The sequence below is a fragment of the Bradyrhizobium sp. CCBAU 51745 genome (assembly GCF_028128715.1).
GTDB classification, from domain to species: Bacteria; Pseudomonadota; Alphaproteobacteria; order Rhizobiales; family Xanthobacteraceae; genus Bradyrhizobium; species Bradyrhizobium manausense.
Window position 1 is genome coordinate 23,625 of the sequence record NZ_LBJP01000093.1, and the last position, 25,324, is coordinate 48,948.

General features: G+C 57.5%; 18 protein-coding genes. 14 read left to right on the plus strand and 4 right to left on the minus strand.

Annotated features, from left to right (window positions below; all coding sequences use genetic code 11):
* Positions 1 to 479: 479 nt before the first annotated feature.
* Both nodD2 and nodD1 read right to left on the minus strand, forming a co-directional pair.
* Complete coding sequence (nodD2, locus tag XH98_RS36550; RefSeq protein ID WP_271621422.1) at positions 480 to 1,472, minus strand: transcriptional regulator NodD2; 993 nt, start codon at positions 1,470 to 1,472, stop codon at positions 480 to 482.
* A 636-nt stretch (positions 1,473 to 2,108) separates the two neighbouring features.
* Positions 2,109 to 3,053, minus strand: coding sequence for a transcriptional regulator NodD1 (gene nodD1 / locus XH98_RS36555; RefSeq protein ID WP_271621423.1), 945 nt, complete (start codon positions 3,051 to 3,053; stop codon positions 2,109 to 2,111).
* Positions 3,054 to 3,841: 788 nt separating this feature from the next.
* Between nodD1 and XH98_RS36560 the strand changes: the two genes are divergently transcribed.
* The 14 genes from XH98_RS36560 to XH98_RS36625 all read left to right on the plus strand — a co-directional run bounded on the left by XH98_RS36560 (position 3,842) and on the right by XH98_RS36625 (position 22,207).
* Positions 3,842 to 4,474 carry a NodA family N-acyltransferase gene (locus XH98_RS36560; RefSeq protein ID WP_271621424.1) on the plus strand — a complete coding sequence of 211 codons (633 nt, stop codon included), beginning with the start codon at positions 3,842 to 3,844 and terminating at the stop codon, positions 4,472 to 4,474.
* Positions 4,471 to 5,130, plus strand: coding sequence for a chitooligosaccharide deacetylase NodB (gene nodB, locus XH98_RS36565; protein ID WP_271621425.1), 660 nt, complete (start codon positions 4,471 to 4,473; stop codon positions 5,128 to 5,130). Before XH98_RS36560 ends, nodB begins: the two co-directional genes overlap by 4 nt.
* A 15-nt stretch (positions 5,131 to 5,145) precedes the next feature.
* Positions 5,146 to 6,519, plus strand: coding sequence for a chitooligosaccharide synthase NodC (gene nodC / locus XH98_RS36570; protein WP_271621426.1), 1,374 nt, complete (start codon positions 5,146 to 5,148; stop codon positions 6,517 to 6,519).
* Positions 6,520 to 6,530: 11 nt separating this feature from the next.
* Positions 6,531 to 7,160: a nodulation methyltransferase NodS gene (nodS, locus tag XH98_RS36575; RefSeq protein WP_271621427.1), complete on the plus strand. Its 630-nt coding sequence runs from the start codon at positions 6,531 to 6,533 to the stop codon at positions 7,158 to 7,160.
* A 13-nt stretch (positions 7,161 to 7,173) separates the two neighbouring features.
* Positions 7,174 to 8,883 carry a nodulation protein NodU gene (nodU, locus tag XH98_RS36580; protein WP_271621428.1) on the plus strand — a complete coding sequence of 570 codons (1,710 nt, stop codon included), beginning with the start codon at positions 7,174 to 7,176 and terminating at the stop codon, positions 8,881 to 8,883.
* Between the two features lies 1 nt (position 8,884).
* Entirely contained in the window at positions 8,885 to 9,805 is a 921-nt protein-coding gene (gene nodI / locus XH98_RS36585) for a nodulation factor ABC transporter ATP-binding protein NodI (protein WP_271621429.1), read from the plus strand.
* 3 nt (positions 9,806 to 9,808) lie between these two features.
* A complete protein-coding gene (locus XH98_RS36590) occupies positions 9,809 to 10,597 on the plus strand; it encodes an ABC transporter permease (RefSeq protein ID WP_271621430.1) in 789 nt (262 codons plus the stop codon).
* 322 nt (positions 10,598 to 10,919) lie between these two features.
* On the plus strand, positions 10,920 to 12,947 hold the full coding sequence (locus XH98_RS36595; protein WP_271621431.1) for a carbamoyltransferase family protein: 2,028 nt from the start codon (positions 10,920 to 10,922) through the stop codon (positions 12,945 to 12,947).
* Between the two features lie 164 nt (positions 12,948 to 13,111).
* Entirely contained in the window at positions 13,112 to 14,224 is a 1,113-nt protein-coding gene (locus XH98_RS36600; protein ID WP_271621432.1) for a nodulation protein NodZ, read from the plus strand.
* Positions 14,225 to 14,941: 717 nt separating this feature from the next.
* On the plus strand, positions 14,942 to 15,778 hold the full coding sequence (locus XH98_RS36605) for an SDR family NAD(P)-dependent oxidoreductase (protein ID WP_271621433.1): 837 nt from the start codon (positions 14,942 to 14,944) through the stop codon (positions 15,776 to 15,778).
* A gap of 184 nt (positions 15,779 to 15,962) precedes the next feature.
* Positions 15,963 to 17,783 carry a nif-specific transcriptional activator NifA gene (gene nifA, locus XH98_RS36610; protein WP_271621434.1) on the plus strand — a complete coding sequence of 607 codons (1,821 nt, stop codon included), beginning with the start codon at positions 15,963 to 15,965 and terminating at the stop codon, positions 17,781 to 17,783.
* 538 nt (positions 17,784 to 18,321) lie between these two features.
* Positions 18,322 to 19,188, plus strand: a complete 867-nt coding sequence (locus XH98_RS36615; RefSeq protein ID WP_271621435.1) for an electron transfer flavoprotein subunit beta/FixA family protein — start codon at positions 18,322 to 18,324, stop codon at positions 19,186 to 19,188.
* Positions 19,189 to 20,381: 1,193 nt separating this feature from the next.
* Positions 20,382 to 21,542: a GFA family protein gene (locus XH98_RS36620; RefSeq protein WP_271621436.1), complete on the plus strand. Its 1,161-nt coding sequence runs from the start codon at positions 20,382 to 20,384 to the stop codon at positions 21,540 to 21,542.
* Positions 21,530 to 22,207, plus strand: coding sequence for a 2OG-Fe(II) oxygenase (locus XH98_RS36625; RefSeq protein WP_271621437.1), 678 nt, complete (start codon positions 21,530 to 21,532; stop codon positions 22,205 to 22,207). Before XH98_RS36620 ends, XH98_RS36625 begins: the two co-directional genes overlap by 13 nt.
* Before the next feature lie 291 nt (positions 22,208 to 22,498).
* Here XH98_RS36625 and XH98_RS36630 read toward each other — a convergent pair whose 3' ends face one another.
* The gene (locus XH98_RS36630) at positions 22,499 to 23,809 is read right to left on the minus strand and encodes a peptide ligase PGM1-related protein (RefSeq protein WP_271621438.1); all 1,311 of its coding nucleotides are present in this window, start codon (positions 23,807 to 23,809) and stop codon (positions 22,499 to 22,501) included.
* Between the two features lie 909 nt (positions 23,810 to 24,718).
* Positions 24,719 to 24,928, minus strand: a complete 210-nt coding sequence (locus XH98_RS36635) for a hypothetical protein (RefSeq protein WP_271621439.1) — start codon at positions 24,926 to 24,928, stop codon at positions 24,719 to 24,721.
* Positions 24,929 to 25,324: the final 396 nt, after the last annotated feature.

The following is a 25,324-nucleotide window of genomic DNA, read 5'->3' on the forward strand; positions in this document are numbered from 1 at the left end:
CGGAGCGATGAAGGCGTAATGTGCAGCTTGGTGATGCCTTGACGCCACACGCCTGCGCGATGCTTGCTTCGACCGCGCTGCAGGTCCGGCGATCTCTATGCCAATTGTCAATGTTGGTCGGACTTCGAAGGCGCTGATCGTCTCCGTTCATCGAAAGCAACGACTGACTGAGAGAACCAGAGCTGCGTGCCTGTCCTACTTCTTGCGACAGGTGCGCCCGCACCCGAGGCTCCAACGGAGGCGACGGGATTCAACGCGAGCTCGTTGGTTCGTCCCCGTCCCCGTCGCTAAAATCAGCTCGTCAGTTTGCCGCTCGGCCGCCGCGCCTAAGGCGACGATGCGAGGAACTACATAACGTCCTACGAGCCGGTGGGTCGCGAGGATCTCTATCCTCCGACGATGAGAGTAAGCCAGGCGAGGCTGAATTGTGTGTTGAGACAAGTGTTGGAATGCGAGGACCGTAGACGTCGCTGACAGGCTTACGGCAAAGGGGAGACAGATCGTACGAGATGTCCCGCGGTGTCTGCTTCTTCCGAGATGCTGGTGACAGGGGGCTCTTGTGTAGTTGCCATGCGAGTGGCCTCCTGCAACAATATGTCCCTCATCCAAAGACTTTCCGGGGCGCTGTTGTGAAGTGCGGGCCATTGGACCGCCTCCGTGAAGGCGGGAAATGGATGTGGAAGCTCGACGATCTGAAGGGGCATCGTTCTTTGGAAGTGCCTCGCGAGTCCTAACGGCATCGTGCCTATGCGGTTCGTCCCAACCAGGAGGGGCGGGATCATACTGAAGCTCTGCACGAGAATGTCGGTGCGCCGAGTGGGGGCGTGATCGATTAAAATTGACTGCTCAACTGGCGTCTGGGGCGCACCTCCGTGCTTAACGGCAACGTGACCCATCGACATATATCGATCGAATGTAAGCCGGCGTGGTAATTCCCTGTTGGTGCAGCAGCCCACGCAGACGAGTCTCTCCTCGAATAGGGCCGCTCTAGGGTGCGTGCTGGACATGAAAAGATCTGGCAAGATAACAAAATCGATTTCGCCGCGGCGGAGGAGCTCCTCGTGCTCATCGGTCGGCGCCTCCAGTTGGAAGCTGACGGTGGGGGCTTCTCGCGTGACGCGTTCTACGACATTTCGGAAGAATACAACTGTCATAAAATCAGAAAGGGCGATCTTGAATCGGCGGTTCAATCGAGCTGGGTCGAACGCATCCCGCGCCATAATCGAGAGTTCAATGTGCATTAGAGCCTCGCGCACAGGGGCCGCCAGTCCTTGAGCGCGTGAGCTCAAGACAAGTTCGCGCCCCCTCATTCCAAACAGCTCATCACCGAAATAGGAGCGCAGCCGGGCAACGGCCGCGCTCATGGCCGGCTGGCTGAGATTGATCTTGCGTGCTGCTGAGGAGAGGTTGCGCTCAGCTATTAAAGCATCCAGCGCGACGAGAAGGTTTAGATCCAGACCTTTGAAACGCATCTATTCCTATCCGGCACAAACGTTACTGCTGCGCAAAAGCAGGCGGTGGCGGCTGCCTCTGGGGCAATCGTCTTGGCTCGCCCGAGTTGACATCGCTCAATGCGGCCATCGCGAAAGGAAGCTCTCGAAATGACCGCAAGAATGGCGAGAGCAAGCGGTAAGCCAATCGGCAGCGGCGTAAGCGTCAGGGGCCCGCCAGCTGATTGGCCTCGCTGGTTTCCGTCCGACACCGCAGCTGAGTCCGGTCAGTTCGCTAATGGCAGATCAGCCCGCAGTCCGTGAGCTCGCCAAAGCGCCCTATAGAATGCTGCGTCGTACAGCGTTAGTCACGACCGCGAACCTACAACCTGACGCAATGTGCGATTCAAGCCATTTTATTGGCGAAGCTGAACATTTGTACTATAGGCATGTTCTGTCGCGACAGTGGCTGACATAGCCTGAATGCGGCGCAAGCGCATCAAACCACAGGTTCAAGGTCACCACACCACCCACCGGGGAAGTAGTCGCAAGCGATCGCCGCGTTGACGAGATCTGTGGCAGTTTCTCCCCAAAGGACCCTGAAGTGAGGAGAGGGACCGGGCACGTCGAAAGGTCAATAGCGTGCCTAGGATGTTCAGGGCGTAACTTGCGGTAAGCCTAACAGCGCCTGCGAGCCGGAGGCGTTTGCTCCCCAGATGCCATGTTGGATGCCTCCTCGAGCAATATCCGCCGCATCCAGATGCTCGCCGGGTCGGTATTGTGGAACGACGGCCACTGCACGGCCTCTGTGAATGTGGGGAGGGGGAGAGGCGGTTCGATGATCCGCAGTGGCATTCGCTTTTCGAAGTGTCTGGCCAGTCGTAAGGGCATCGTGCCGAGGCGGCTCGTGTCTAACAATATGGGCGGAATGAGGCTAAAGCCCTGCACAACGACTTCGATTCGTCTCCTCAGACCGTGCTCAAGCAAAAACCATTCTTCGAGGTTCGGTCTTAGGGCCCGTCCGAACTTGGCAGTGACGTGCCCCATCGAGATGTATTTCTCGAACGTAAGCTGCCGGGAGAGCTGCTTGTTCGTGCGGCATCCCACGCATACCAGGGTCTCGTCGAACAGCGTCGCCTTAGGGTGCGCGCTCGACATGAACAATTCCGGCAGAATGATAAAGTCGACCTCGCCCCGCCGCAGCAGCTCATCCGGTTCATCGGAAAATGGCAGCAGTTCGAAGCGCACCGCGGGAGCTTCTTGTGCCATGCGGTCCACAATTCTGCGGAAGAAAACGATCGTCATGAAATCTGAGAGAATGATCCTGAAGCGTCGGCTCGACTGAGCCGGGTCGAACGCGTCCCGTGATATGATCGAGAGTTGGATGTGCAGCAGGGCCTCGCGAACCGGGCCTGCAAGCGCCTCCGCGCCAGGGGTCGGGACGAGCTCGCGACCTCTCATAGTAAATAGTTCATCGCGGAAGTAGGTGCGCAGCCGTGCGATCGCAGCGCTCATGGCCGGCTGACTCAGGTTAATTTTACGAGCCGCCGCTGTGAGGTTGCGTTCCGTCATCACGGCGTCGAGCGCAACGAGAAGATTTAGATCAAGTCCCTTGAACCGCATGTTGTCAGTCTATCCATCGCGTGGATGCGTTGCATCGAAACAATCGATTTTACCAGATGGCGGGAAGTTGGATAGCAAACTGAGGTTTGCAAAAGTAATTGGGCGCGTCACGATGGTTTCCGGTCGTTCACGTGAGCTAAGAGAAGAGCTCCCAGACGTGCGAGCGCGCCATCGGCGCGCATTGTTGCTTCTTCTTAAGCTCGCCCGTTCGAACGCCAAGCGCGTGCCGATAAACGTTGGTATGCGGATTTCATCCGTTTCCATATTTGACGTTTACCCGCGTACAATTGAGCGCGCGTTCAACCTCATTCTAGTGTCGAGGAATAGCGGCAGACGCAGGTTGCGGATGCCAAGTACTCCAGGCGCCGTTCAAATGGCGCGCCTGTCCAGTGCATGCGGGGTGTGTCTAAGATGTGTAAGACCCAGTTTGATCCGATGCCGCACCGATGCGCCATCGATGAGGCTTGGGCGCCGCTGGCCAGCCTTCAGACGTCAATGCGTCGGAGGGCGATGCGACAGCAGGCGCAAAAGCTCGCTGGTGCAGACAGGTTCTCGCTAGTCCAACCGCCTCGTCGGCACCTTCCGATTTATCGCGCGCTCGGCATTAACCGGACGAGGGTGCAATCAAACGATCGCTCCGTCGCGCAGAGGCCGGCGGTGCGGAGCAGGCGAGCAATGCCGAACTCCGACAGAATATGGCGGCGCATCTCAGCCTTCATCGGCGGTTCGGCGAATAGCGAAGTCAAGTGACCATCCCCTCTAATTCCACTGGCGCAAGGAAGCTCGCCATGAACATTGCCGTGTCCCCGACTGCGGAAGTGCCTTCTGCGCGCGCCCAAGTGCAGTGGAGCCTTCGTTGGGAAAGTGAATTGCAGCTCGCCGATCATGCCGGGCTCGCGGAGTTCTTCCGCAAGAGTTACGGACCGACGGGGGCGTTCAATGCGCAGCCGTTTGAGGGGAGCCGAAGTTGGGCTGGAGCAAGACCCGAGCTCCGCGTAATTGGCCACGACGCGCGCGGGGTAGCCGCTCACATCGGGCTACTGCGCCGCTTCATCAAAGTCGGTGAAGTCGATCTCCTTGTGGCTGAAATGGGGTTGTATGCGGTGCGCCCGGATCTCGAGGGGCACGGGATAAGCCACGCAATGCGCGTGATGTATCCCGCACTGCAGGAGCTGGGCGTTCCATTCGGCTTCGGCGCGGTTCGCTCGGCGCTTGAAAAACATTTGACCCGACTGGTCGAAAGGCAGGGGCTCGCTACCCTGATGCATGGCATTCGCGTCCGCTCCACCCTGCCGGAGGTCTATCCAAATTTATCGCCGACGCGCGTCGAAGACGTGATCGTCGTGGTGTTTCCGGTCGGACGCTCGATAAGCGAATGGCCGGCCGGGACTGTCATCGATCGGAACGGCCCTGAGTTGTGACAGAGCGTTCCACCCTATCTATTGTTCGCTGCGACTACGCTGACGCGGGCGGAGGTCGAGCTGTTTATTTGACCTTTGACGATGGGCCAAATCCATTTTGTACCCCAGAGGTGCTCGATGTGCTGGCGCAACATCGGGTCCCGGCGACATTCTTCGTCATCGGGACGTACGCGACGGAGCATCCTGAACTCATCCGACAAATGATTGCGGAAGGGCATGAGGTTGCGAACCATACGATGACCCATCCTGATCTATCCAGATGCGGTCCTGCGGAGCTACACGAGGAGGTGCTGACGGCGAACGAGGCAATTCGCCTGGCGTGTCCGCAGGCCTCGCCCAGGCATATGCGAGCGCCTTACGGCATATGGACGCAAGAGGCGCTTGCAATGGCGGCGAGCGCCGGTCTCACGGCTCTGCACTGGTCGGTCGACCCTAGAGATTGGTCCCGCCCCGGGGTTGATACAATTGTGAATTCGGTGCTGGCGAACGTTCGCCCGGGTGCGATTGTGCTCCTGCACGACGGATATCCTCCCGATGAGGAGAGACTGTGCGGTGTTGCCACGCTGCGCGATCAGACCAAGACGGCGCTGGCATATCTGATTCCCGCACTACAACGGCGCGGGTTTGTAATCCGTCCACTCCCTCAACTCCACTGAAAAAAACGACACCCCATGGACCTGCTCGCGACAACCAGTGCTGCCGCCGTTTCATCTTATGCGCTCCTCTCGACCATCTATAAGAGCGTGCAAGCGCTTTATGCCCAGCCGTCGATCAACGCATCGTTGGACAACCTTGGACAAGCCGAGGTGGTCCTTCCTGATGTGGACGTGATCGTGCCGTGCTTCAACGAGGATCCAAACACACTCGCCGAATGTCTGGAGTCGATTGCCAGTCAAGACTACGCCGGAAAGATACAGGTCTATGTAGTCGATGACGGATCGGCAAACCGCGACGTTGTCGCTCCTGTTCACCAGATATATGCGAGCGATCCGAGATTCAGCATCATCTTGTTGGCAAACAACGTGGGAAAGCGAAAGGCGCAGATCGCGGCAATACGCAGCTCATCCGGTGATCTGGTTCTCAACGTCGATTCCGATACGATACTTGCAGACGACGTCGTCACGAAGCTGGTATTGAAGATGCATGACCCGGGGATCGGTGCGGCCATGGGTCAGCTGATAGCAAGCAATCGCAACCAGACCTGGCTGACCAGGCTGATCGACATGGAATATTGGCTCGCGTGCAATGAAGAGCGCGCGGCACAGGCGCGCTTTGGTGCCGTCATGTGTTGCTGCGGCCCATGTGCCATGTATCGGCGTTCCGCACTCTCCTTGCTTCTCGATCAATATGAAGCCCAATTCTTTCGTGGCAAGCCGAGCGATTTCGGCGAGGACCGCCACCTAACGATACTCATGCTCAAGGCCGGGTTTCGAACCGAATACGTTCCGGATGCCATAGCGGCCACAGTCGTCCCGCACAGTCTTCGGCCATATCTACGACAGCAACTCCGCTGGGCGCGCAGTACCTTTCGAGATACGTTTCTTGCTATGCGCCTGCTGCCGGAGCTCGACGGTTATTTGACGCTAGACGTTGTCGGGCAAAATCTCGGCCCATTGCTCCTCGCCATCTCATCACTTGCTGCGCTCGCACAGCTCCTGATCGACGGCTCTATACCCTGGTGGACGGGATTGACAATTGCTGTAATGACTATGGTGCGGTGCAGTGTGGCAGCGCTTCGTGCTCGCGAGCTGAGATTTATCGGTTTCTCGCTCCACACACCGATCAATATCTTTCTCTTACTGCCTTTGAAGGCCTATGCGCTTTGTACATTGAGCAATAGCGATTGGCTTTCGCGAAAAGTCACCGATGTGCCGGCGGAAGAGGAGAAACAGCGTGTCATCCTGCACCCTAATGCCGGACGAAGTGCGGCTGCTGTAGGGGGGGCGCCTGTTCCTATTGGTAAGGCGGCGTTATCGCAGCCTCGATCGAGCCCGGCGGCGACGGAGAGTGTTTCCGGTCGCGATCGTTCGACTGTCTACAAATAAGCGGTCGGCTCATGACTCAGAACGCAAACCATCAGCTATTAGAGCGAGAGTTGGCTGTCGACGACCCATGGCGCCTCGACACTAGTGCGTTCGAGCAGGAGCGATACGCGCAAATGCTCCGGATGTCGCGTTGCAACGGAGATGCGGAGTCTGCCCTCGAGGTCGGATGTGCAGTCGGTGCATTCACGGAGATGCTGGCGCCGCTATGCGGGCGACTTACGGTCGTGGATGTCATGCCGCAGGCAATCGAGCGAGCGCGACTGCGGACCGGGAAGCGGTCACATATTACTTGGGTCACATGCGACATTCAGCGGTTCTTGGCCACAGAGCAATTCGATTTGATTGTCGTGGCCGAGGTTCTTTATTACCTCAAGGACGTGGTCGAGATGCACGCGGCTATCCGCAACCTGGTGAGTATGCTTGCGCCAAGTGGCACTCTCATTTTCGGGTCTGCGCGTGATGAAATATGTCGACGCTGGGGGCATGCTGCTGGTGCCGAAACGGTGATCGCTCTCTTCAAGGAGAGCTTGTCGGAGGTCGAACGTTGGCACTGCTGCACCGGGTCGGCGAACGAAGACTGTTTGATCGTTCGGTTTCGGAAGCCGAGTGACTCGTCAGAGCAATCAAACGGTGGTCATTAGGCCAGGAGGACGTATGCGCATCTGCGGAATAAAGTTGACACATGATGGAGCAATCGCTGTCGTTGAGGACGGTCGGCTTCTTTTTTGTGTCGAGCAAGAGAAGCGCGGCAACAGTCCACGCTATCAGTCCGTCGACAATCTCGATGCAGTGGTGGTCGCCTTGGCGGAGCACGGCTTGGATCCGCGGGACATCGATCAGTTCGTGATTGATGGCTGGGACGGGGAGAATGAATCGCGGTTCCAGCTCCTCAGCGGAGCGGTGCCGGTCGCGCTAAAAGGTGCGCCATATGTCGAGCGTCATGCTGAGGGCCTCCTTGATTCCGTCGACGGCTTTGGCCTCATCCTCGGAGGCGAGGAGTTTGCATATAAGAGCTACCCGCACGTCACGGGCCACGTCGCGTCGGCATATAGCACTAGTCCCTTCGCCAGTGCGGGGAAACCCGCGTTGTGTCTGGTATGGGACGGTTGTATCTTTCCACGCCTTTATTATGTCGAACCCGAGGGGGCGCGGCTCATCGGATCGCTGTTTCCGATGATTGGCCATGCCTATGCCGCCGCGGGCCTTCACTTCGGGCCATACCGGCAGCCGAACCGCTCCAGCTGGGATTTGGGCATTGCTGGCAAGCTGATGGCCTACATCGCGCTTGGTTCCGTGGATGAAAGCATCGTGGGAGTGTTCCAGGAGCTTTATGAAACGCGCTTAGCGGCTGACACGGAGGAGGCTCGTCGCTACCGCGAAAACATCAACAATGCGGAAGCGTCTCTTGCAGCTATTCACGACTTCTTCGAGTCAAGCGCATTGCGCCTGACGGCTAAGCGTGCGGAGGACGTCCTTGCGTCGTTTCATGTGTTTCTGGAACGTCTTCTCGTTAAAGAGATCGCGATGGTTCTGCTACGGCACTCGTCGCTTCCGGGAGCGCGAAATCTATGCATCGCCGGAGGTTGCGGCCTCAACATCAAATGGAACAGCGCGCTTCGCGCGACCGGATTATTCGATGATGTCTGGGTGCCGCCGTTTCCAAATGACAGTGGTTCGGCAATCGGCGCGGCGTGCGGCGCTATGGCAGCGCAAGATGGCTTCAGGCCATTGGAATGGTCAGTTTACGGTGGCCCCGCCCTGCGGGAGAGCGAGCTTCCGCCAGACTGGGAAGCCGCACCTTGCAGCCTGGGTGAACTTGCCTCGATTCTTGCTGACAACAAGCCCGTCATCTTTCTTTCCGGGCGTGCCGAGCTTGGGCCGCGGGCGTTGGGCGGTAGAAGCATTCTTGCGGCCCCAACGTGCCCGGAAATGAAGGATCATCTCAACGACATCAAACGGCGCGAGCACTTCCGGCCGGTGGCGCCGATCTGTCTGGAAGATCGCGCGCCGGAGATCTTCAGCCCGGGCACGCCAGATCCTTACATGCTGTTCGATCACCAGACCCGAGCGAATTGGCGCGACAAGATCCCGGCAGTGGTACATCTCGACGGCTCGGCGCGGCTGCAGACAATTTCCCGCAACTCTCCTCACAAAGTTGCTGCGCTTCTCGTCGAATTTGAGCAACTCACCGGCATTCCGCTGCTCTGCAACACGAGCGCCAACCTCCATGGACGCGGATTCTTTCCCGATGCTGCGGCGGCATGCCAATGGGGGCGCGTCGAGCATGTGTGGTGCGAGGGCATGCTCTGGAGCAAAACGGTCATCGAGAAGCCATCGCCCACGGAACGACTTCTGTCAGCCTAAGATGAACATGTCCAATATGGCGATCGACCTTGTCGGCGTGAGAAAGTCATTTGGGGACAAGGTTATCGTCAATGACCTGTCGTTCTCGGTTGCGCGCGGAGAGTGCTTCGGGCTGCTTGGGCCAAATGGAGCTGGCAAAAGTACGATTGCGCGCATGCTCCTCGGCATGATTTCCCCCGATCGAGGCAAGATTACGGTCCTCGATGAGCCTGTGCCTTCCCGCGCTCGTGCGGCGCGTGTGCGCGTAGGCGTGGTGCCGCAGTTCGATAACCTTGAGCCCGAGTTCACCGTGCGGGAGAACCTGCTTGTGTTTGGCCGCTACTTCGGCATGAGCGCTCGCAAGATCGAAGCGGTTGTGCCCTCGTTGCTTGAGTTTGCGCGGCTTGAAAGTAAGGCGGACGTGCGCGTCTCCCTTTTGTCCGGTGGTATGAAGCGGCGGCTGACGCTGGCGCGCGCTCTGATCAATGATCCACATCTACTCGTGATGGACGAGCCTACTACGGGGCTCGATCCGCATGCTCGCCACCTGATCTGGGAACGCCTGCGGGCTCTTCTTGCGCTCGGCAAGACGATCCTCTTGACCACTCACTTCATGGAAGAGGCCGAACGCCTCTGCGATCGGCTATGCGTGCTTGAGAGTGGATGCAAAATCGCCGAAGGCAAGCCAGACGCCTTGATCGACGAGCATATCGGCTGCAACGTGATCGAGATCTATGGCGGTGACCTAGATCAAATCCGAGAGCTGATCAGGCCGTATGCGCGGCATATCGAAGTAAGTGGAGAGACGCTTTTTTGTTACGTGCTATGTCCGGAGGAAATCAGCGTGCACCTGCGCGGGCGAGCGGACCTTCGCGTTCTGCAGCGCCCGCCGAATCTCGAAGATGTGTTTTTGCGGTTGACCGGGCGCGAGATGGAGAAATGAGCGATGGATGATGGTTATGCGTCGGTCATGCCGGCTAATGCATACAATTGGACCGCGGTATGGCGTCGAAATTATTTGGCATGGAGGAAAGTCGCGCTTGCATCACTTCTCGGCAACCTCGCAGATCCCATAACCAATCTGTTTGGCCTTGGCTTTGGGCTCGGACTCATTGTGGGACGGGTTGAGGGGACTTCGTACATTGCATTTTTGGCGGCGGGTATGGTCGCGATCAGCGCTATGACATCCGCGACCTTTGAAACTCTGTACGCAGCCTTTGCTCGGATGGATGTCAAGCGCACCTGGGAGGGAATTCTGTTCACACAGCTCACGCTTGGCGATATCGTTTTAGGTGAGTTGGTGTGGGCGGCCAGTAAATCCGTTCTAGCCGGGACAGCAATCGGGATTGTCGCGGCCACCCTGGGTTATGCATCCTGGACGTCGGTTCTTTGTGCGATACCGACAATCGCCCTTACGGGCCTTGTCTTCGCCAGCCTGGCAATGGTCGTCATATCTCTTGCGCCAACTTACGATTACTTCGTGTTTTATCAGTCGCTTGTCCTTACGCCCATGGTGTTCTTGTGTGGCGCGGTCTTTCCGACGAGCCAAATGCCTGACTCATTTCAGCACTTTGCCGGCTTGTTGCCGCTCGCACATTCGGTCGACCTTATTCGCCCAGTGATGCTTGAGCGCGGCGCCGACAGTGCCGCCCTACACGTAGGTGCGCTCTGCGTTTACGCGGTCTTGCCCTTTTTCGCGTCGATCGCGTTATTTCGGCGCCGCCTGCTGCGTTGACGTGAGTTCAGCGAAACGGAGAAAGTCAAAGCGATGCAGTGTCATGATGCGTTCCGCGGTAGCTCGCGAGTGACCTGGTCTGTCACAGTAACTTGTGCAACGGCCTTGAGAGGCCGCGATCGAGCCAGCTCTAGGGCCGCCTGTTCGGTCCATCGGTGTCGGACGCCAGCACCCTTATTTCTGAGCGCCTGTCGCCACGGGCCGAGACGGGCCGTGCAAAGTCGTGTTGTGCTGTCTGGCACGCGTACCGGCTGCGCGTGACTGTACAGATTAGATCGGTGGGAGGGCATGGCCTTCCCGTCATGACCAACAGGAGAACGGGATGTTGTGCCTAGGACTGAGTGGCGGCCTTGACAGTATCTATGAAAGCTCTCCGGAGCTACCGAATACATTTCTTCACGATGGCGCTGCGGTACTTGTGCGGGACGGCCGCGTAATTGCTGCTGTCGAAGAGGAGCGCCTCAACCGCGTCAAGCACTCCAACAAGTTCCCCAGCAATTCGATCCGATACTGCCTTTCTACCGCAGGAGTAGAGCTCGGCGACATCGATCGTATCGCGTTCTACGCGACTGAAGCTTACTGCAAAGCCATGCTCGAGCGCCTTTCTGTTTCTCAGCCCGTTCCGTTGGACCCCAAACTGTTGCTGCGGCAGCTGTTGGCACGGGAATTCGGGGCCGAGATCGATCCGTCCCGGGTTTCCTTCGTGAATCACCACGAAGCTCATGCCGTGAGCGCGTTTGCCATGTCCGGGTTCGAGCAAAGTCTGGTCTTTGCGATCGACGGCGGGGGCGATTTTCTCTCAGGCTTAATGGCGGTAGGGTCCGGCACCGAAATTGCGGAGCTTGTAAGTTTCCCGGAACACAACTCCCTTGGGCTGTTCTATCTCGAGACGATCCGATATCTCGGCTACGGGATGTTCGACGAGTACAAAGTGATGGGGCTTGCACCGTATGGTGATCCCGATCGCTATCGCGAACTCTTCGGGCAGTTCTACGAGTTGTTGGACAGCGGTGGCTATCGCGTTCACCTGGATCGAATCGGACCGGCCCTGGTGCGCAACATCCAGGTTCGGCGAAGGGGAATGCCGTTCACCCAACAGCATCGAGATGTCAGCGCGTCGCTGCAGGAAGCACTGGAGCGGATCGTGTTTCACACCCTGCGGCACCATCGTGAAGCGACGGGCATGACACGCTTGTGCCTAGCTGGCGGGGTAGCCCATAATTGCACGCTGAACGGTAAGCTGCTTTATTCCGGGCTATTTGACGACATCTTTGTTCAACCCGCGGCGCACGACGCCGGTTGCGCGCTCGGCGCCGCATTAATGCTATCAGGCGAGCTAGGCAGGCCAGCGCCGCGCGAGCGACTACCGGACGTTTATTGGGGGCCCGATCTCGGGAACGAGCAAGCCGTAGAGCTTGAGCTCAACGCATGGTCAGGCCACCTCGACATTCGACGAAGTGATGACGTAGCATCCAGTGCGGCAGACTGGATGGCAAATGGCGCTGTAATCGGCTGGGTTCAGGGTCGCTCTGAGTTCGGCCCACGTGCGCTTGGTAACCGCAGCATTCTAGCGGACCCACGGCCTGCGGAAAACAAAGACCGCATCAACGCGATGGTCAAGAAGCGCGAGGGCTATCGCCCCTTTGCGCCATCTGCACTAGAGGAGGACGCGAGCGAGTTCTTTGAGCTCCCCGACGGCACGCGGCAGCTCCCCTTCATGAACTTCGTGGTTCGTGTGCGTGAAGCCAAGCGTAACGTGCTCGGTGCGATTACGCACGTTGATGGGACCGCTCGGCTGCAGACCGTATCGCGCAAGACAAACCCCGCCTACTGGGATGTCATTAATGCGTTCAAGAAGCGAACGGGCATTCCGATTCTTCTAAATACCTCATTTAACAACAATGCCGAGCCGATCGTGCAGTCCGTGTCAGATGCGATCACCACGTTTTTGACGACTGATCTGGACGGACTTGTTGTTGGGCCGTTCCTCGTCAGGAAGCGGCCAGCATCACTGCAGGATTGGAGTGCGCTTGGCGCGTCATTGCCGCCGTATGCATCCCTTCATCGTGTTCGCTCCCACATAGCGCCAGATCGTCAGGAAACGATCTGCGAGATCCGCACCGGACATTCCGCCCACTCTAGCATGCGTATCTCACCTGAGCTTTTCGAGATCTTGATGCGAATCGAGGGCGAGGCGTCGCTCGGGTCGCTTTTCGACACAGCCCTGCTGGACCAGGCCAAGCGTGAAGATCTTGTGAAGGAATTGCGGCTCGTATGGGAGCTTCGGGGCATTCGCCTGCATCCGCTGCGCGGGGGTTGCGGTCACGACAAAGTGCCAAGCGGAACTTAGCCGTGACTCATGAGCATGGCCACGCCCATGCGTGCATGTGAGGGGACCAGGCCATCCGATGCAGAGGGGACATCGGGCATCGGACTTCGGGCAGGTCGATGCAACCCCGCCGAAGAAACGACGATCGTATTGAGAAAACGCGGCCCATCACGGATAGCCCTGCTATGAAGTTCTACCGATGCAGCTCGTCGGCACCGCGATTTCAGGCCGTGACGCCGGGCGAGAAGATACCCGAGACGTCTGTATTGACGTCTCTTGTCCAACCAGGAGCGCGTGAAAAGGCAAGGCAGATGGGTAGCGGTTCGAGAAATGATCGGTTCGTCGTGTCCCGGCGACGTACGGGGTTCGGCGACTGTCTGTGGTCACTGGCGGCAGCCTGGCGTTTTGCAAGGCAGACAGGACGGACGCTGGCCATTGATTGGCGGGGATCTTGTTATCTTGATGAACCATTCACCAATGCCTTTCCAGTCTTCTTCGAACCGGTTGATAACATTGCAGGTGTGCAGGTAATTTGCGATGACGACATCAATCAACGTTCGTTTCCGGGACCATTCTTTCCGGCATGGTGGAATAAGCCATCTATCGATTGCGTCTATCGCCCGGACGAGCAGATTTTCCGGGAACGCGACCAACTCGATCAACTGTTCCAAAGTCAGAAGGATAGCGATGCTAGCACGGTCATCTGTGATGCCTGCCTGATGTGGCGGTGCGATCAGGAGGCGGAACGAGAAATCTTCCGGAGTATCAAGCCGCGACCTGAAATTCAGGCTCGGATTGATGCTATTTACCGCGAGCACTTTGAGCCGTACAGCGTCGTCGGCATTCATGTCCGGCATGGCAACGGCGAAGATATTATGGGGCATGCTCCTTACTGGGCTGACGCGGAGCGCGCCTTGCAGCAGGTCTGCAGTGCCATTGATAAGGCCAGGGGTTTGCCCCACCCAAAACCTGTAAGGGCGTTCTTGTGCACGGACAGCGCGTTCGTCCTTGAGCAGGTTTCGGCTAAATTCCCTGATGTTTTCGTGATCCCAAAGCAGTTCCAGGCGCGCCAAGCCGGCCCATTGCACAATCCGGCCCTCGGAGCCGAAGGTGGCTTTTCCGCCCTCACCGAGATGTATCTCCTTGCCCGCTGCGACACCGTGATCCGTTTTCCCCCGACGAGCGCCTTCACGCGCTATGCGCGTCTCTTCGCCCCACGCGTTATAGAATTCGATTTGAAGGATCCGGGCCGGTTGATCCTCATTGAGGAGGACTCGCAAGAGCTCATGGCTTCATGAAGGTCGCAAACCGCTTGACCGATCTGACGGCTGCTCTGTGATCCAAGAGTACTGAAAGATCTTTCGGTGCGACGATTTTTTTCCCGTGTTGCAGTTGCCGCAAACTTTCGGCGGCGAACAGAACGAAGCGGCGGTCGGATGCCTCGGCTGAAGTCGCGACTCCGACAACGGCCCTAAAGTGCTGGCTTCAGCGTATCAAGAGGAGCGCGTCTTCGTTTCGGGTAGGCCACACATGGAAGCGAATCGGCGCTCAATCACGGATGAACGTTGCAGCATGCCAGCTCGTGCTTGGAACCGACCCGCCCCGCCAGATCCCAGTGCCGCTTAGAGCATGGTGCGATAGATCAAAATCGACCCCTGGCGAATCTAACGTGCAAGCCTTGTACGTCAGTTTTTGAGTTAGTGGCGAATGGCCGTGGCTGTTATTCCGAGCGATTTTTGACTTCGACGAGAGGTGCAGACGAGCCGCAGGCTCGCACGGCTGAGCGATCAAGAAGGCGAACGCGGCTGGTCGTCCTTTCATGAAGCAGGCGCGTGTACTCGCAAACTTACGTAGCGAATTCACCGTCACTGTTGCAAAGCTCACCGCCATTGTCTTGAATCCGCCAAGCACTCCGCGTGCGCGACATTAGGACGCAAAACGGAAGTGGAGTTACGTGCATCGCAGCGGCGCAAATCCTGCTACGGGTGCGGGGCGCAACAGTAGAGGAGGCGGCCGTGGGTCTCGATCTGCCAAACGAAAAACTGATCAGAGGCCCGCTGCCCGCAGCACATTTGGATCGCCTCGTTGAGGCCGATAAAGCGCAAGTTGATCGTGGTGAGCCGAAGGCGATGTTCCTCACCGGGGCATCACGCGGAATTGGCCATGCCACCGCTAAGCTATTCTCGGAGGCGGGCTGGCGCGTCATTTCTTGCGCGCGCCAACCGTTCGACGGCGAGCGATGCCCCTGGGGGGCTAGGAATGACGATCACTTCCAGATTGACCTCGGCGATCATCGAATGCTGTCGCGCGCGATCACCGAGGTCAAGAAGCGCCTGGCCGGTGCGCCCTTGCACGCGCTGGTGAATAATGCAGGTGTCTCGCCGAAAACGCCCACTGGCGATCGGCTGACATCGTTGACCACGTCAATCGATACCTGGATGAGGGTCTTTCACCTTAATCTGGTGGCTCCGATCCTGCTGGCGCAGGGTTTGTTTGATGAGCTAAGAGCCGCGTCAGGATCGATCGTGAATGTGACGTCAATTGCGGGCTCGCGGGTGCACCCATTCGCCGGTAGCGCCTACGCGACCTCGAAAGCTGCGCTTGCGAGCCTCACACGCGAACTGGCCCACGACTACGCGCCGCATGGCATTCGCGTAAATGCGATCGCGCCCGGCGAAATCAAAACAGACATGCTATCGTCGGAGACGGAAGCCCGTCTCGTTCCCAGTATCCCGCTGCGCAGAGTGGGGACCCCGGATGAAACGGCGAAGGTCATCTTCTTCCTGTGCTCGGATGCGGCGAGTTATGTCACGGGTGCTGAGGTGCCGATCAATGGTGGGCAGCATCTGTGAATCGGCCGCGCGGCGGCGAAGCTGACTTGAACTGGAGCAACCGCGTTCGTGTTCTCCGCTGACGGCGCGCATACAATCAACAAAAAATGAATCGAAGGCACACTGCAAGTTTACTGTCGTGCCATCAAAAAGTGTCAGGGTCCGATGTCATCTCGTCAACATTTGGCGCTAGATCGAGAGTGACATGCAAAACGAAGCTCGCCAATCCCGGCACGGCTCCAGGGAGGACGATCAGGACAACGGAGACAGGCTCATGCTGCATATTCCTTCCTCGAGCGAAAGACCTGCCTCGCAACCGGAGCCGGAGCACAAGGCCCCGGGGGATCCGTCGCATGAGAACGCGCTGACCGGCATCTTGGAAATATCAAACATACTCAATGCTCCTGGTCGGCTCGAAGTCACCTTGGCCAACGTCCTTGCTGTTCTGCAATCGTTTGTGCAGATGCGACACGGCATCGTCTCACTGTTCAGGGATGACGGCATGCCAGAAATTACGGTCGGCGCCGGCCCGACCGAAGGTGCCGACGAACGTTACCGGAGCTACCTGCCGCAGAAAGCAATCGACGAGATTGTAACGACAGGCAGGCCTCTTGTCGTCGAGAACGTAGCCGCCGAGCCGGCCTTCAGCGCTGCCGACCGGGAGGTTCTCGGCGCCTCCGAGAGTATGCCGGTAGCATTCATCGGGGTTCCGATTCGCATTGATCCCGGGATCGTTGGCACGCTGACGATCGACCGTATCCAGAAGGAAAGTTCAAGTCTCGGGCTCGAGTACGATGCGCGGCTGCTCACCATGGTCGCCAACCTGGTGGGACAAACAGTGAAATTACATCGCTTGTTAGCCGGCGATCGCGAGCCATTGTTAGTGGACAAAGACCGGCTAGAGAGGCAGATAGTCGACGGTGGGCCGCCCGCTCGCGAGCGTAAGAAGCTTCACGCCCACGCGATCATTGGCGAGAGCCCGGCGCTGAGCGGGCTGCTCGAGAAGGTTGCGGTTGTAGCCAGATCGAACAGCACGGTTCTGCTGCGTGGCGAATCGGGCACCGGCAAGGAGCTTGTAGCCAAGGCCATTCACGAGTCGTCGTCCCGTGCTAAGCGGCCGTTCGTTAAGCTGAATTGCGCGGCGCTCCCCGAGACGGTCCTGGAATCGGAATTGTTTGGCCATGAGAAAGGTGCCTTTACCGGTGCTGTCAGCTCTCGTAAGGGGCGCTTCGAACTTGCTGACAAAGGGACGCTATTTCTCGACGAGATCGGCGAGATCTCAGCTCCGTTCCAGGCGAAGTTGCTGCGAGTTCTGCAAGAGCAGGAGTTCGAGCGCGTTGGCAGCAATCACACGATTAAGGTCGATGTTCGAGTTATAGCTGCGACCAACAGGAACCTTGAAGAGGCCGTGGCAAGGCGTGAGTTCCGCGCGGACCTCTATTATCGTATTAACGTAGTGCCCTTGTTGTTGCCGCCGCTGCGCGAAAGACGCAGTGATATTCCGCTGCTCGCCAAAGAGTTCCTCAGAAAGTTCAACAGCGAGAACGGCCGTGCGCTCACCCTGGAGGCGAGTGCGATCGAAGTACTGATGAGCTGTGGCTTTCCGGGAAATGTCCGCGAACTCGAAAACTGTATCGAGCGGACAGCGACGCTGTGTGCCGGATCATCGATTGTGAGAAGTGACTTTGCATGTAGCCAAGACCAGTGCCGTTCCACGATGCTGTGGAAAGGCACATCGTACGGCAAAGCAGACCAGGCGGCGCCGATGCAACCGACGCCCGCAGAGCCCATCATTCCGCTAGCTGAAACGACCCCGCCGCCGCAGTCCGGCTGCGAACTGGCCCCACAGGCACCTCCGGGCACGGTTCTCGTTAGTGGTGCGAGGATGGCCGATCGCGAGCGGGTCATTGCGGCGATGGAAAAATCTGGCTGGGTGCAGGCCAAGGCAGCGCGCCTACTTGGACTAACCCCGCGCCAAGTCGGCTACGCGCTGAGGAAATACGGAATCGAGATAAAGCGGTTCTGAACGGCTACATCGGCCTGATCTGTTACCGCCAAATCGATAGGTGAAGACGATCCGCCTAGGCAGTTCGTGCAATCTGACGGGAATGGGACCCTCCGCGGCGCCGACTTGGCTGCAAGCGCGGCGACCGCGAGCAGGGCTGATCTGTTCAGTGAGAGATGGAGCGTGCGCCATGAGAGCCTCAACTGCGGGTCATACAATCGCGAACCGCCGGTTGCTCGTGACGTAAGAGCTATCGTACCTATGCTCAATCAAGCCGGATTAGCAAATGAAATGCTTATTGACCCTCCATCTGTCCGATGCGCGCAGGTGACTAGCGACAATCATCCCGCAAGCCGTCCTGCCGTCACTTGCGTGGCGTGCGCTCAGGAACAGCGCTGTCGGAGCCCTGACTTGTGTCGGCATTCGTTTGTCAGGAAGCAGGCTAGAAGGCGCATTACCCGGTTTGAGCCTTTGTGACCGCAAGCCGAGTCCAAAACGGCGGGGATGGTACAACACTTGCTGTTCTCTTCGCAGCTGACGCTACTTTAGGAGCAACCCCTTGCATAATGTTGTCTGCATCAAACAAGTTCCGGACTCGGCGCAGATCCGCGTGCACCCCGTAACCAATACAATCATGCGTCAGGGAGTGCCGACCATCATCAACCCATATGACCTCTTCGCGCTCGAGGCCGCGCTGGAGCTGCGCGATCGGTTCGGCGGCGAAATTACCGTGCTTACCATGGGACCGCCATCGGCCGAGGACTCGTTGAGAAAGGCTCTGACCTATGGTGCTGATCGCGCCGTCCTACTTACCGATCGCTGCTTTGCGGGCTCCGATACGCTGGCCACAACCTATGCACTTGCAACAGCGATCCGTAAAATTGGTAAGGAATATGGCCAGACAAACCTCATCTTCACGGGAAAGCAGACCATCGACGGAGATACTGCGCAGGTTGGTCCCGGCATCGCAAAGCGACTGGGCGTAGGCCAGCTAACTTACGTTGCGAAGGTCAGATCCTTGGACGTCGCCAATCAAACAATAGAAGCGGAGCGACGCTCGGAAGGTGGTGTGCAGGTTCTGCACACCAGATTGCCCTGCCTCATCACGATGCTTGAGGCGACGAATCAGATTCGGCGCGGTGCGATGCCGGATGCCTTGCGTGCCGCGCGTGCCCAAATCGTGAAATGGAGCGCGCAAGATGCCGGCGTCGAAGACATCTCCAAATGCGGGCTCAAGGGCTCGCCAACTGTCGTCAAGCGTGTGTTCGCTCCCTCTGCGCGGGCCGAGAAGGCGGCGTTGGTTGAGTCCGCCGAGCAACCGGCGCAGGCGTTGATGGACGCAATTTTCTCGCATCAACCGAAGCTCGAAACCGATCTTACGGCACTTGCTCGTGAGGCTCGATCAGGAGAGGCCATGCAATCCTAGCAATTGCGCTCCAAGGAATTTAGCAATGCCGCGCCCGTGTCGATGAGCGCGCTACATATAGCTACGAATCTCGACCAGCTGCCAATAGAGTCTGCTATGGCGATCAGTCGATCTCGCGATTAATTGGGGCCGCATGGTCGGAGACCACGTTATGGTTGCGGTCGATGTCTGCAAACGCACAGGATTGTCGGGATACGGCCAAACTGGCTTGCGCTTATTCCAGATCCTCCGTTCGGTCGTGTTCGACGGCGTGGAAGGCCACTGCTTCGCCGGTAACGGTCGCAAGCGAAGACGGAATACGTCAGCGACCCTCGTCACAATACTAGCGCAAGCCCCTGCGTGCCGAAAGCGCTGTCGCTGGCTCTAGGGCGCAAAGCCAATCTCGGGCGCCCTTGAGGCAATCTCCACGATTCAGCAGGCCCCGTACGCATGAGAACGGCTACAGGCGGTTCGCTATTTGGCTCCTAACGGCGGTGCGCAGCCGATCAAGTGCTATGCACTTGCAATGGGGAGAGGTCACGAGCGTATACTTCGGACTCTTACGAAGGTAATTCAAAAAGTTGGCATCATGATTGCTGTGAGCCAGTAGTAACCTAAGAGGTGGCAGTCGCGAACCTGCCCCACCAGAGACCGCACGCCTTATGAGCTCGGTAGGTACGAATTGGATTTTGCAAATGCTGCACCAAGCTGACAGCGCTTTGATGAAATGGCAGCAGCACCCGCGAGGGCTTGACTCATTCGGCCCGGACCACGAAGGCTGCAAGCTCGCCGAGCGAGCAGGCGCGCCACTCGCGCACGGGACACTAGCCTTTGCTTGGCGTGCGCGGCGAAGTATTCACGATGAGCCTCCACGCGCATGCCGGCCGTGGCTGGCATTGCAGCATCGGATTGCTGGGGGACCGGATACCGACGGATCCTCCCTGCTCCATCAATGAACGCATTCCCTTCGATGTGCATGGGCAGGACAGAGCATGCCGCTTTCTGCCCCGGCCAAGGAAACTACGAAAGTTCGCCAGGAAGGTGAACGCAGTCATAGGCCCTTCGAAGCCAAAGAACTCTGGCCGGTTAATAGTTGACCTGGATACGGAGTTGCTTCGCCAACGACCGGTTCGCTTCTCATCTGCAAGAGTCAAATGACATCTCGAGCGTCTCAATTTGCACCGGATCAACCTCCGAAGATATCGTGCGAGTACTTGACCGAGCAAGCACAGGCCTTGTTCGGTCCGCATCCGTTCGCCTCGCAGATGTCCGAAGATCAAATCGCCAGCCTGCTGCCTGAATATCTGGCGATGTCACAGGCGTTCCCATACCTGCAGGCAGGGTCCCAAAGGGATCTCATATTCGATGCAATGCATCAAAATCGGGATATTGCCAGGGACATTGAACTGACCAGCGTGGTCGCTAATTTTATCTGCTGGGATGAGACCGGTGGCCATGGCCGGATTCTCCAGGGCGGTAAGGCAGCGCTACCCGATATTCTTGTGACGGAATACTTTCACTCCAACCTCTTGAGAAAGGATGCCTCGCAACTACTCGGCAGAGCAATACTGCCCAACTATAGCGACAGGACGAAGCAGTACCTGCATTCTCTCTATGCGGGATTGTCATCGAAAGACGCCCTGGTACGTTGCGCCTACATGGTTGCGTTTGAACTCCATGCTGCGGATATGATCCAGTCGCTGTGGACCACTCTGGTAAGGACCTTTAAAGCGCAGCCGGACGATCTCGAGTATTTTCGCGTTCATGTCGGCGGAGAGGATCCTGCGGAGAAGTACCACGGAGAAATGACAGGCCGGCTGATTGGCAAACTCGTGCCGCCCGGGAGTAGTGATCGATTTTTGGATGAATTCGATCGAGCCTATCAGCTTAGTGTCCAATGGTGCCGCGATCTGCTCGGAATTGTCGTGCGCACGGGAGATGATTACTCCGAGATCCAACATCATGGGCGCTGTCATTGTGGCTCCATCAAGTTCCACGTCAGTGCGCCGCGAGAGCTGTCTGCAATTCGATGCAATTGCTCAATTTGTCAAATGTCTGGATTCGTCAACTTGCTCGTAACTGGCGATAAGCTACGCATCGAGTGCGGTGAAGAATTCCTCACTACGTACCAGTTCAACAAGAACATTGCTCGGCACACGTTTTGCCGGCTTTGTGGCGTAAAGCCATTCTATAGGCCGAGGTCGAGCCCCTCCGGATTCAGCGTAAATGTTCGATGTCTGGATAGAAGGACCATCGAGCGCATAAGAATAACTGAGTTCGACGGCGAGCATTGGGAGCAAGCATTTGCGTCAATGCACCAGGACCCGGAGTCATGCGGCGAAAATCAAAGGAGTGAGCTCGAATGGCGCGCGTAATGAATGGTAAATCCCGTCTGCTTTCAGAAGAAGTTCTGACAAAGTACCGCGTAGAGCTGTTAGTAAAAGGGACGGTCGTGATCGCCCCGCAGATATTGTTCACGCAAGACGACTTGGCCAAGATCAATCAGCTGCAAGCTGATATCCCGGAAGAAGAAGTGCGGGAGGGAGATGCCGGCGACTTGCACAGGGTCTTTGTCAAGCGCGTGAGAGTAGACCCGCCGGGCCGCGCGCCTAGCAACGTGAGTGGGACAGCTGCACGGCAGATCATGGAGCTACTCGAAAGTAAGGACCGCAGTTTCGCGCTAAGCAAGATATTCGGAGCATCCTCAGATTACGTGGTTCGCCGATGCCAAATGCATCGCATGCCGCCGGGGTCATTTGTCGGCATCCATTTGGACGCGGAGAGCGATCCGGATTTCGAGTACTCTGTGATTGTGCAGCTAACGGGAGACTTCAACGGTGGCGAATTCGTGGTACATCCAACGCGGTACGAGCAACACGTATTCCGACCGCCATTTGGCGCCATGATTGTCACAACATGTAAGGTCCGGCATGAGGTAAGGCCGGTGTTGAGCGGGGAGCGCCGATCCCTCGTGTACTTCTGTTCGAAACGTGGCGGCGCGAACCGCCGGATCATCGAAAGCTCTACCGCTCGGCTTTAGGGTGACGCCTGATGTGGTTCTCCAAGAATCGGGCGGCGAGCGAGCTCTGCGGAGAATTAAATAATTTCCCATCTTGTGGTCAGACTGACCTTCGTAAGTCTAAGACAATTCTTGACGGAAGCGATGGCTAGCATTGATCTATGTATGGCCACGACACATCATCCGACCAAAGCTTACTCGGTGATCGTGGTCATCTTCCTCGCTGCGCGAAACCGCGGGGTCGACGGCGGCGCGCGATAGTGTGTCCGTCCCTGGCAGCGGCGCCGAAGTGAGCGGCTGACGGCGTGTTCGCTAGAACCTCAACAATCGGTGTTGCTGATCGTGGGCCGCGGGCCTGTTGGGCGCAATGACAACGCACTCCACAGTGCCAGCCTCTTCGTCGGCGGCAAGTGGGATTACGCCCTCCTTACGGGTGCGGTCGTATATCAGTCCATCTTTGACGAAACGATCGTGCGCGGCTTGGAAGGATGGTGATCGGACATTTCTCACTGATAAAACAACGTTGGAACCGAAATAGTCGAAGCCTAGCAGACGGACGGCAATGTTGTGTAACACCGAGCCGCCACCCCAGCGGCCGTTCGCTTCATTGAACAGCAACCGTTCATCTTTAGCGAAAATGGCGTCAATGTTGATCATTCCGCGATATCCGAGGTCGCGCGCTAGTGCCACGAATCGGCAGGCATGCGCCTGGGCAGCCAACCATTGCCCGTTCTCCAGGTCGCTGGGAAGCTCAAGCCCGGTCCAGATCAGAGCTCTTTCGGATCGGTCTGTGCTTTTGCGCAGACGTATGCTTCCACTATTGATAAAAGCGATTGATCCATCATCCTGGATTGCATACTCGAGATAGAACAAAGATTGGGCCAAGTGGTACGATTCCACGACAAGCGTCTGACACGATGCTGTTGTCATCTCAGACCAAAGTGCTTCGGGATCAAACGACGGCCACGAGATCCACCGAGTATCCCTGGCTCCAGGCAGCGGATCGCTCTTATTGCTGGTCAAGATGACATTTCCGACGCCACCAGCTCCATTATCCAACTTTACAATGACCCTGCCGGTCTCGGATTTGAGGGAGGTGACGGCTTCGAATAGTCCATGTGGGTCTGTCGCGACTGCCCCATGAGGGAGCGGAAGTGCGACGCTAGTTGCCAATTGGCGGAAGTGGCTCTTGCGATTCAACAGATCAGGCCCACGCTGCAGAGCGAACTCGTCACCCGTGTTCGGTATACCTAGCATGGCCGCCAGCCGTGCGACGCCTTCGGTAGAGTAGCAGGGATACAATCGCCAGGCTGATTTTTGACAAAGATGTCTTTTGATTCGCTCGAGAACAGTCTTGGACAGCAACGTACAATCATCGAGGATCGTCGATTGGCGGCTCGCAGGTACAATCAGGCGAAGACTTGATACATTGAAATCGAGCGTCCTGCCAATGAAGGATAGCAGATCCGCCGGGATCACTACCGGGGAGACTATAAGGTCGCCCTCCTGAGCGAACCACGCTGAACGATATGCCGAGTTGGCAGCCAGCGAAAGTTGAGCTTTTGTTAGATGGGCACCCGACATCTGAGGCGTACCGGCATTCATAATTATGATCCGCGGCATTCTCGACTCCGGGTATCTGGATATGATCGGGATGGGATCGTCATGGCAACCATGATGTCCTTGCCATGCCGCGGGAGGCTCTGAGAGAGCGTAGATTTTGCGCCGTCTCGAGTCACCTACGATGTAGCGCGAGCGAACGGCTTGTCTCCTATCTGCGGATCTCGATTGACAGCTCGGTCGCGTGGCGAGTCGGTTCAGCGAAAAAGCTTTACGTCGCCTAGCACGGTCTTCGGAATCCTTCGCGTGAAATGATCTCGCGGGGGACGCTAGAATGGTTTGTGACCTGATATCTGCGATCAGCGCTTCCTCGATCCGGCCTCCCCGTCGCTTGGTCACATAACCGTCCGGTGCTTCTTCCCAGCGCGCATCGGTTCGGCCGACCAGCGGCATTCGGCTGCATCTGGATATTCCGTAAGCGCTCGCTGTATTCTTGCTATACGGAGATTTTCGATTGAAATAATCGAGAGTTGTGTTGCCGCCGTGAAGCGGAAAAGATCCACCAGTGTCGCAGCGTTTCATGTCTCGGGCGAGGCTAGGAATTTCGCGGCGGTCTCCACTCTGGACACCGAAGCGCCTTTCGAAGGTAGGAGATGCCCGCTCGATGTGTCGACTGACGGCATAGCTGGGCGTCTTCCGGTCGAAATGGATTGTGGTCTTGTCGAGAATATACGTATTGTGTTGCTCGGCCATGGTCGAGCAATCCAGTTGGTTATTCATGCCTATCAGGTCCGCACATTATATCTGCGTCGACGCCCTTCAATGGAACCCCGGACGTGGCGGTGTCCCGGTGATATGCTTCGGTTGCCCCTTGTACAGGTTATGATCACAGGGGCTTGGCAGAACCCGGCTTTTGATGGTTGTCATGGGTTGCGAAGGATAGATATCGCTCGAGGGTAATCTGCCGATCGATCACTCACTTTGCTCTGCTGCGCTCGTGTGCATCTGTCGGTAGTGATAGGCGCACCACGAAGAGGTTTTCTTGCCGCGACTTTGATATACAGGCTCGCCGCACATATAGGCCGTTCTCATATCTCCATCTTTGAAGCCGATGATGTAACGGCACTGGCCGGCACTATGATCAATTAACAGGACCTTCTTAAGGCCATCCGGGTCTTTCAACTTTCTGCTCCAGCATGCCAAGAAATGTCTTCTGTGCCGCGCTGGTTGCGCGGAGCCAAACCCGCGGGTCACTCCTCGAAGATCCGCGCTGGCTCACCATCTGCCACACCTTGCGCGTTGAAATGCCTTGCCACGTGCCGGAAAGCAGTTTGAAAGTAGCGGGTTCGGCGTACTGAGTTTTTGCGTTGCTGCGCGAGGGGAGGGGCTTGCTAGCAAAGCAGCGCCACCCAGGGGCGTGGGATAGAGTTCCAAGCCGACAAGTGCTGACCTTATCGGCTCTCTGGCGGAGCGGCCGCCGACAGCTGCATGGCTCGGATCAGAAATGCCGAACCATTTGACGCTACGTGCGAGCTCTGCCGCCGCGATCGGAAGTCGCTGTACAGCCCTCCCGAGTGA